Origin of the sequence: Emticicia sp., assembly GCF_049241225.1 — a bacterium.
In the GTDB taxonomy this organism is placed as follows: domain Bacteria; phylum Bacteroidota; class Bacteroidia; order Cytophagales; family Spirosomataceae; genus Emticicia.
The window spans coordinates 18,021-25,332 of record NZ_JBMLRC010000016.1 but is presented as its reverse complement, the minus strand read 5'-3'; the positions used below and the strand labels follow the sequence as shown (position 1 = coordinate 25,332).

Below are 7,312 nucleotides of genomic sequence, written 5' to 3'. Positions count from 1 at the left end.
GATTTTTCGAGAGAAACCGAAGCAAATGCTTTGTTTATGCGTTTGGATTGGCAATTAAATGATAAGAACAAATTAACTTTCCGTAATAACCTTACGACTTGGAACTCACCTAATTCGACATCAGATAATTCAAATATCAACTTGCTCGAATCATGGATTGGTTTCAAATCTCGTGAAAACAGTGCTTTAGTTTCTTTGCGTTCGGCTCTTGCTCCCGATATTACGAACGAATTAAAATTTCAATATCAGACCGTTAAGCGTAACTATATCGTGAGTCCAGATTTGCCAGAGGCAAATATTCCTCGTGCCATCATCACGGTTCGTTCGGTTATTCCTACGGCAACCAACCCAAATGCTTCTCAAACTCGCACAGTGCAGTTCGGCGGTCAAAGATTTGGCACAGAATACGCCAACGATAAAACGCTTCATTTGGCCAATACAACTTATTGGAGAAAAGGTGGTTTGAATTTTAAATTCGGCACCGACAACATGCTTACCTTCTTAGATTCTAAGATTGTAAACGAAATGAATGGCCGTTTCTTCTACGCAAGTTTACAAGACTTTATTGACAATAAACCGAGTCGTTATGCCCGTGAAGTGCCTTTGGTAAATCCGGCGGTGCAACAATCGTTACTCGACTTCTCGTTGTTCGGACAGGTTGATTTTCAACCATTTAAAAACGTTTCGGCAATGGCAGGTTTACGTTATGACGCAACGGTTTTCTTTAAACAGGGCGATGCCAACGCAACCACCGAAAACAAATTGGGCATAAAAACAACCAATTCATTGGCTGATTTCAACAATCTACAACCACGACTTCAATTAACTTGGGATGTGCAAGGTCGACAAAAAGATTTGATTAAATTTGGTGGTGGAATCTTCTCGGCTCAGCCAGTTTCTTACTTACAGTTGAATAATATTCAAAATAGTGGTACAATCGTAGGCTCGATTGATGTTTCGGGGGCGGCAGTTCCAAAAGCTGACTTTGTTTCGTACAGAAACGATCCAGCCACTACACCAGGAATCAAACCAGGTGAAAGTTATATTTCCACGATTAATGCTGTTTCTGATGACTTTCAAGTACCGAGTATTTTTAAGTTAAATTTATCATATAACCGTTTCTTCAATTCAAGATTCAGAGCGGGCGTGAATTTATTATGGTCGAAAACCATCAATAATTATGTTTATTATGATAGAAATATCGTTGACCAACCATATTTTACACTAAGCAACGAAGGAAACCGTGGAGTGTATGTACCAGCAAACACGATTCCTGCGAATGGCTCGACCGACTGGACAAAAGGCCGAAAAGCCACCGATATTGGTAGAGTTTTAGAATTAGAATCATCTGGACAATTAGACCAAATGGCGGTAGTTTTTGATGCAAGCATGAGACTCGGAACGGATGGCTATTTTACGGTAAGTTACACCCGCAACGACACAAAAGATAATACTTCGTTTGACTGTTGCGTAGCAAATACATCAACTTTCCGTGCCATCGTTGACGACCCAAGAGATAGAACAGTGGCTTACTCAGATTTTCAATTTAGTGATAAATTAGTGGTAAGTGCAGCCACTCCAACCGTAAAAGGCTTCCAACTGGGTGCAGTTTTTAATGGTGTTGGTGGAACACGCTACTCGTTTTTGGTGGGTGGAAATAAAAGTATCAACGGCGATTTTGTATTGACAAACGATTTAGCTTTTGTTTTCGACCCGAATAACCCTGCTGTGCCTGAAACCGTAAGAAATGGTATCAAAGGGCTTTTAGAAAACCCTGATGTAACACAAAGTGTGAAAGATTATATCACGAAAAGCATCGGTAAAGTTGCCGAAAGAAATGGTGGTGTGAATCCGTTTTATTACACTTTGGATTTACGTCTGACCAAAGATATAACACTTTATAAAAATCATAAGCTAGGGTTTTCGGCAGATTGTTTTAACTTCATGAATTTATTGGATAAAACCAAAGGAGTTTCATATAATCATGGAAATATCAACTTGCTTACAATGACTACTTTCGACCAAAATACCAAAAACTACAACTATAATGTGGAGTCAGGTGCTGGTCGTAAACTTTCAACGGCGGGTGGTAATCCGTGGAGAATTCAGTTAGGTTTACGCTATTCGTTCTAAGCTGGTATATACCCTAAAATTTAACCCTAAAAAGAGTCTGGCCATTTTTGGTCAGGCTCTATCACTTTTTTAAAACAAACTAACAACATGAAAAACTTCACCAAAATTGTGCTGGTTTTGAGCCTTATGATAGGCTGTAAGAGTCAAAAACCAAACGCCAACAATTCTTCGACTGTCGAAAAACTGGGTCTGAAAAGAGTAAAACTTACCAACGGTTGGTCATTAACTCCGATTGGGAAAAGCCTAAAACTGCAAGATTTACCATTAAATTTAGTAGTTTCTCCATCAAAAAAATATCTGGCCGTTACAAACAATGGACAAAGTACACAAAGTATCACACTCATTGATGCCGCAACTGAGACAATACTAGACGATGAAACCATCGAAAAATCATGGTTAGGTTTAGCTTTTAGTCCTGATGAAAAATACATCTACGCATCGGCAGGAAACGATAACAAAATTAATATTTATAAAATCGAAAACAATCAACTCCAAAAAGATGGCGAGATTGTCTTAGATAAACCGTGGCCTGTAAAAGTCTCACCAGCAGGGCTTTGTGCCACCGAAAAACATATTTTTGTAGTAGCAAAAGATAACAATACGCTTTACCAGCTTGATATTGCTTCAAAAAGTATTCTAAAGAAAATTCCTCTCACCGCCGAAGCATATACGTGTATTCTTTCGCCCAATAAAAATTTACTTTATATCTCGCTTTGGGGCGGTGCAAAAATCTTGATTTATGATATTGAAACGGCAAAAATCATTGATGAAATAGCGGTTGATAAAAACCCAAATGATATGGTGCTGACCAAAGACGGCCAGTATTTATACGTTTCGCACGGAAACGATAATACAGTTTCGGTGATTGATACCAAACAAAAACAACGTATCGAAACACTTTCTTGCTCGCTTTATCCTGAGTCGCCGGTTGGTTCGACCCCAAATGGCGTTGCCTTGAGTGATGACGAAGAAAAACTCTTCATTGCCAATGCCGATAATAACTGTTTGGCGGTTTTTGAGGTAGAAGAAAGAGGAAAAAGCCGTTCGTTGGGCTTTATTCCTACAGGTTGGTATCCAACTTCGGTCAAAACCATTGGCAATAAAATCTATGTAACCAACGGCAAAGGACTTTCTTCTTCAGCCAATCCCAAAGGCCCTAATCCTGTTAGTTCTAAGAGTCCGCAATTCAAAGGAGCAAATCCTGAGGCTGTTCGAGGCACACAGTATATTGGTGGTTTGTTTAAAGGAACCCTTTCAATTTTTGATTTTCCTGATGAAAAAACTTTGGCCGATTATTCAAAAATTGTTTACGAAAACACGCCATACACCAAAACCAAAGAAATAGAAAGTGAAGGTGAAAAAGGCAATCCGATTCCTACAAAATTGGGTCAAAAATCACCCATTAAATATGTGTTTTATTTAATCAAAGAAAACCGCACTTACGACCAAGTTTTGGGCGATGTGAAAGGTGGAAATGGCGATACGACACTTTGCTTGTTTCCCGAACGTATCACGCCAAATCAGCACGCCATAGTAAAAGATTTCGTATTGCTCGACAATTTTTATGTAGATGCCGAAGTTAGTGCCGATGGACATAACTGGTCAACGGCGGCTTACGCCAACGACTACGTTGAAAAAACTTGGGTAACCAGCTACGGCGGTCGTGGTGGTACTTACGACTACGAAGGAAGTCGAGAAATTGCACACCCCAAAAATGGCTTTATCTGGGATTTTGCTCACCGTGCGGGTGTAAGTTTTAGGTCTTACGGTGAATTTGCTGAACAAAGAGCGAAACTTCCAAATCTGAAGGAAAATTGTAGTGTAAAATTTCCATCTTATAATCTTTCTATCAAAGATGTTACTCGATTTGAGGCTTGGAAAGCTGATTTTGACTCTTTATTGACAAAAAATAATGTGCCGAAATTAAATATTATCCGTCTCGGAAACGACCACACCGCCGGAGCAAGAGTTGGAATGCCAACGACAGAAGCAATGGTTGCCGATAATGATTTGGCAGTAGGAAAATTGGTTGAGCATCTTTCAAAATCTGGCATTTGGGAACAATCAGTGATTTTTATTTTGGAAGATGATGCCCAAAACGGCTCTGACCACGTAGATGCCCACCGCTCAACAGCTTATGTGGCAGGTGGATTTGTGAAGCGTGGCTACGTTGACCACACGATGTATTCAACGTCAAGTATGCTTCGCACGATGGAATTGATCCTGGGCATTCCACCAATGAGCCAATACGATGCGGCTGCCACACCAATGTGGCGTTGTTTTAGCAAAACGCCTAATAATAAGCCATTTACGGCCTTGAAAAACAACATTCGATTAGATGAACTTAATGTGGCTATCAATAGAAACTCCATCAAATCGGCCGAATTTGACTTGTCAAAGCCCGATTTAATCAATGATTTAGAATTTAGTCAAATCGTATGGCAATCAATTAAAGGGCTCAACAGCCCAATGCCAGCACCGAAAAGAAGTGCTTTTTTGGTACTGAAAGAAGAAGATGGCGATGATGACTGAAATTAAAAAACGAATAACAATTTCTTAAATAACAAATATCAGTAGTGTAGAATGACCCAAGTGTATTAAACAATGATACATTTGGGTCATTTTGTATCAAACAAATTAATCGTCTTGAAGCACTCACAATTTTAAAAATGAGTGAAATGATTGGAATGCCTATACAAAGCAAAAGTAGATTTTAAAAAATAGGTCGAGAGTAACGTAATTATAAGAAATCAAGTAGATAATTAACTCAGTGGTACTTCAGTGGGTAATCAAAATTTAAGTTATTTGATAGACAAATTGCTAAGCACCAAAAGAATCACTAATCATTATTGGTATTTTTGATTAACTTAAATGGAATACAAATTTCTTTTGGGCAATTATCGCATACGCTACCAAGATTATCATAATTGATGTTGTATAATTCCTCACTCATTACGGAATATATAGCATTTCTAAAATCACCGCCAGACATACCAGGCATTGAATAGTTCGGATCAGAGTCATTATCGAAAATTCTTACACCTTCTCTACAAATATTATCAGTAAATCTAAAGCTAAATAGTAAATACTCAACATTTTCGATAAAATCTAATTTAGCACCAAAAGACTGAAAAGCAAAAAAATCAGATTGAGGTGCCGCCAATGGTTCGAATATTGAATCGATTTGTGAAAAACCCATTTGATAACTGATAGTCCTCAAATTTTTGTTTGGAACAATCTTAGGGCAAACGATCGAAATTTGGGTTGGGCCGATGGGATAATCCTGTGCTGTAAAATTAGGCTTTCCATAAACATCATAAACGCCTGATTTACTATTCCACCTTAATGTCAGGTTAATATGATTTTGTGCGAGAGCAGAAACCGAAGGCCAAATAAAAAATACGAGTATTATCACACTTCTTTTAAAGCTTCGAAAATTTAAGGATTTCATGTGGATCAAATCTTCGTTTTATATGCAATTAAACATTACTATCTAATTTTTTTAACCACTTTAACTGAAATACAATCGCTGTAAACAAGAAAAAAACAAACAATTGTGTATTGAAGTTAAACTACCTTTGTAGGTATTATCATCACACCACGATCAATTTTATGCATACAATCGACCATGCACGCCAAAACTAACTCAGACCTAATTTGAACATAGCATTTTTATGCTAATTTCTGAATAAAGAGATTGAAAAACAAATAAATTTATTATTCGGTAGAAATTTCAAAATATACCACATTTTAGTTTTTTTGTAGTTGATTAAGGATTTGAAATTGTATCAAAATCTGACATTTCAAATTCAAAGATTTATCTAGGAGTTGAGAAACCAAAAATCAAAGATTTTTGTCTGAATTCAAAATTTACAATCACAAAACTTTGATTAGCATTAAGCATAAAAAACAACTCGAAACTTACAATTTTCGTAAGTAAAAGTTCCTTTATTACATAAACTAAAGAGCCAAGTTTCAATACTTAATGTAATTATGCCCTAGTATACATGTAAATTCTTTACAACTTTCCAGCAACATTGATGATCATAAGAATTTTTACCAAATGCTATTTATTTAGAAAATCCACCATTATTTTAGCATTTTTCATTTAGAAAATACATATGTTCATTAAAATTATAGGAATGATCGTCTCAAAGAAATGTAGCCCACAGACTATTAATTCTGAATTTTTTAATATTCACAAACCAAGGTTCATTAGTATTTTAAATAAGATAAAAAGTGAGAGAAGTTGAAGTAAAAATACCAATTATTCAACCTGATGGGATGGATAATTTCCATTTTAATGACATGGATTGGCCATTAAATTTTGCTAAAAATCATAACCTTTTTCACATTAACCGATTGGAAGAATTTATAAATAAAATTTCTTTCCCACTGCCCCCACATCGAAAAACAGTATTTGACATTATATTTCTGACCAAAGGCAATTCAATTCGAAGTAAAGGATTACTCAAATATGAATTTACAGCCGGACAACTCTTTTTTTTGCCACCATATCAAATCACCTCACACGACTACATAAGCAAGGATGCAGAAGGTTTTTTCTTGCATTTTGACTCATCGATCTTTAAAAACCACAATCTTGATAAATTTTTAAAAGATTTTAATTTCCTTGGTTTTCTCAATAACCCAATTATAAAATTAGACACCCACTCTATAGCGGCGTTTGTAAATATCTTTGAAAGACTTGAGACACTTGTCAATGAACCAAAAACCAATGATTTGGATCTGGTGAGTGTTTATTTGTTTGCATTACTCAAAGAGTCGGCAAAATTTGCTACTGATGAAAAGAATGTAAGTAAAAATGCTTCAGTACTGCTCACTGAAAGATACAAGGAAGCCCTTTCTCAATATATTTATACAAAACAAAAGGTAAATGAGTATGCCGACCACCTGAATGTAACTCCCAATCATTTAAACAAGTGTGTAAAGAAAATCACAATGAAGTCGGCCCAAGACTTATTAAATGAAATGTTAATAATGGAGGCTAAATCTCTTTTGAAATTTTCAAACCTGCAAATAGCCGAAATTGCCGTAAAGTTAGGAAATCATACACCCAGTAATTTTGCAAGATTCTTCAAAAGTAAAACCGGCATGATGCCCAAAGATTATCGATGATTTGTGCGAAATCGATAAAAATTTGTTTCAAGCACACAAA

3 protein-coding genes and 1 pseudogene are annotated in these 7,312 nt (G+C 36.4%); 3 read left to right on the top strand and 1 reads right to left on the bottom strand.

Annotated elements, in window-relative coordinates:
• Together ACOVO2_RS00840 and ACOVO2_RS00835 are read left to right on the top strand one after the other, a co-directional pair.
• A pseudogene (locus ACOVO2_RS00840) lies at nt 1-2,133 on the top strand (carboxypeptidase regulatory-like domain-containing protein); the annotation flags it as partial.
• A gap of 87 nt (nt 2,134-2,220) precedes the next feature.
• Complete coding sequence (locus tag ACOVO2_RS00835; protein ID WP_421768152.1) at nt 2,221-4,665, top strand: beta-propeller fold lactonase family protein; 2,445 nt, start codon at nt 2,221-2,223, stop codon at nt 4,663-4,665.
• A 307-nt stretch (nt 4,666-4,972) separates the two neighbouring features.
• Here the strand turns inward: ACOVO2_RS00835 and ACOVO2_RS00830 are convergent, their stop codons facing one another.
• The gene (locus ACOVO2_RS00830; RefSeq protein ID WP_421768151.1) at nt 4,973-5,584 is read right to left on the bottom strand and encodes a hypothetical protein; all 612 of its coding nucleotides are present in this window, start codon (nt 5,582-5,584) and stop codon (nt 4,973-4,975) included.
• A gap of 788 nt (nt 5,585-6,372) precedes the next feature.
• On the opposite strand from ACOVO2_RS00830, the gene ACOVO2_RS00825 reads away from it, so the two are divergent.
• Nucleotides 6,373-7,272: an AraC family transcriptional regulator gene (locus tag ACOVO2_RS00825; protein ID WP_421768150.1), complete on the top strand. Its 900-nt coding sequence runs from the start codon at nt 6,373-6,375 to the stop codon at nt 7,270-7,272.
• Nucleotides 7,273-7,312 lie beyond the last annotated feature (40 nt).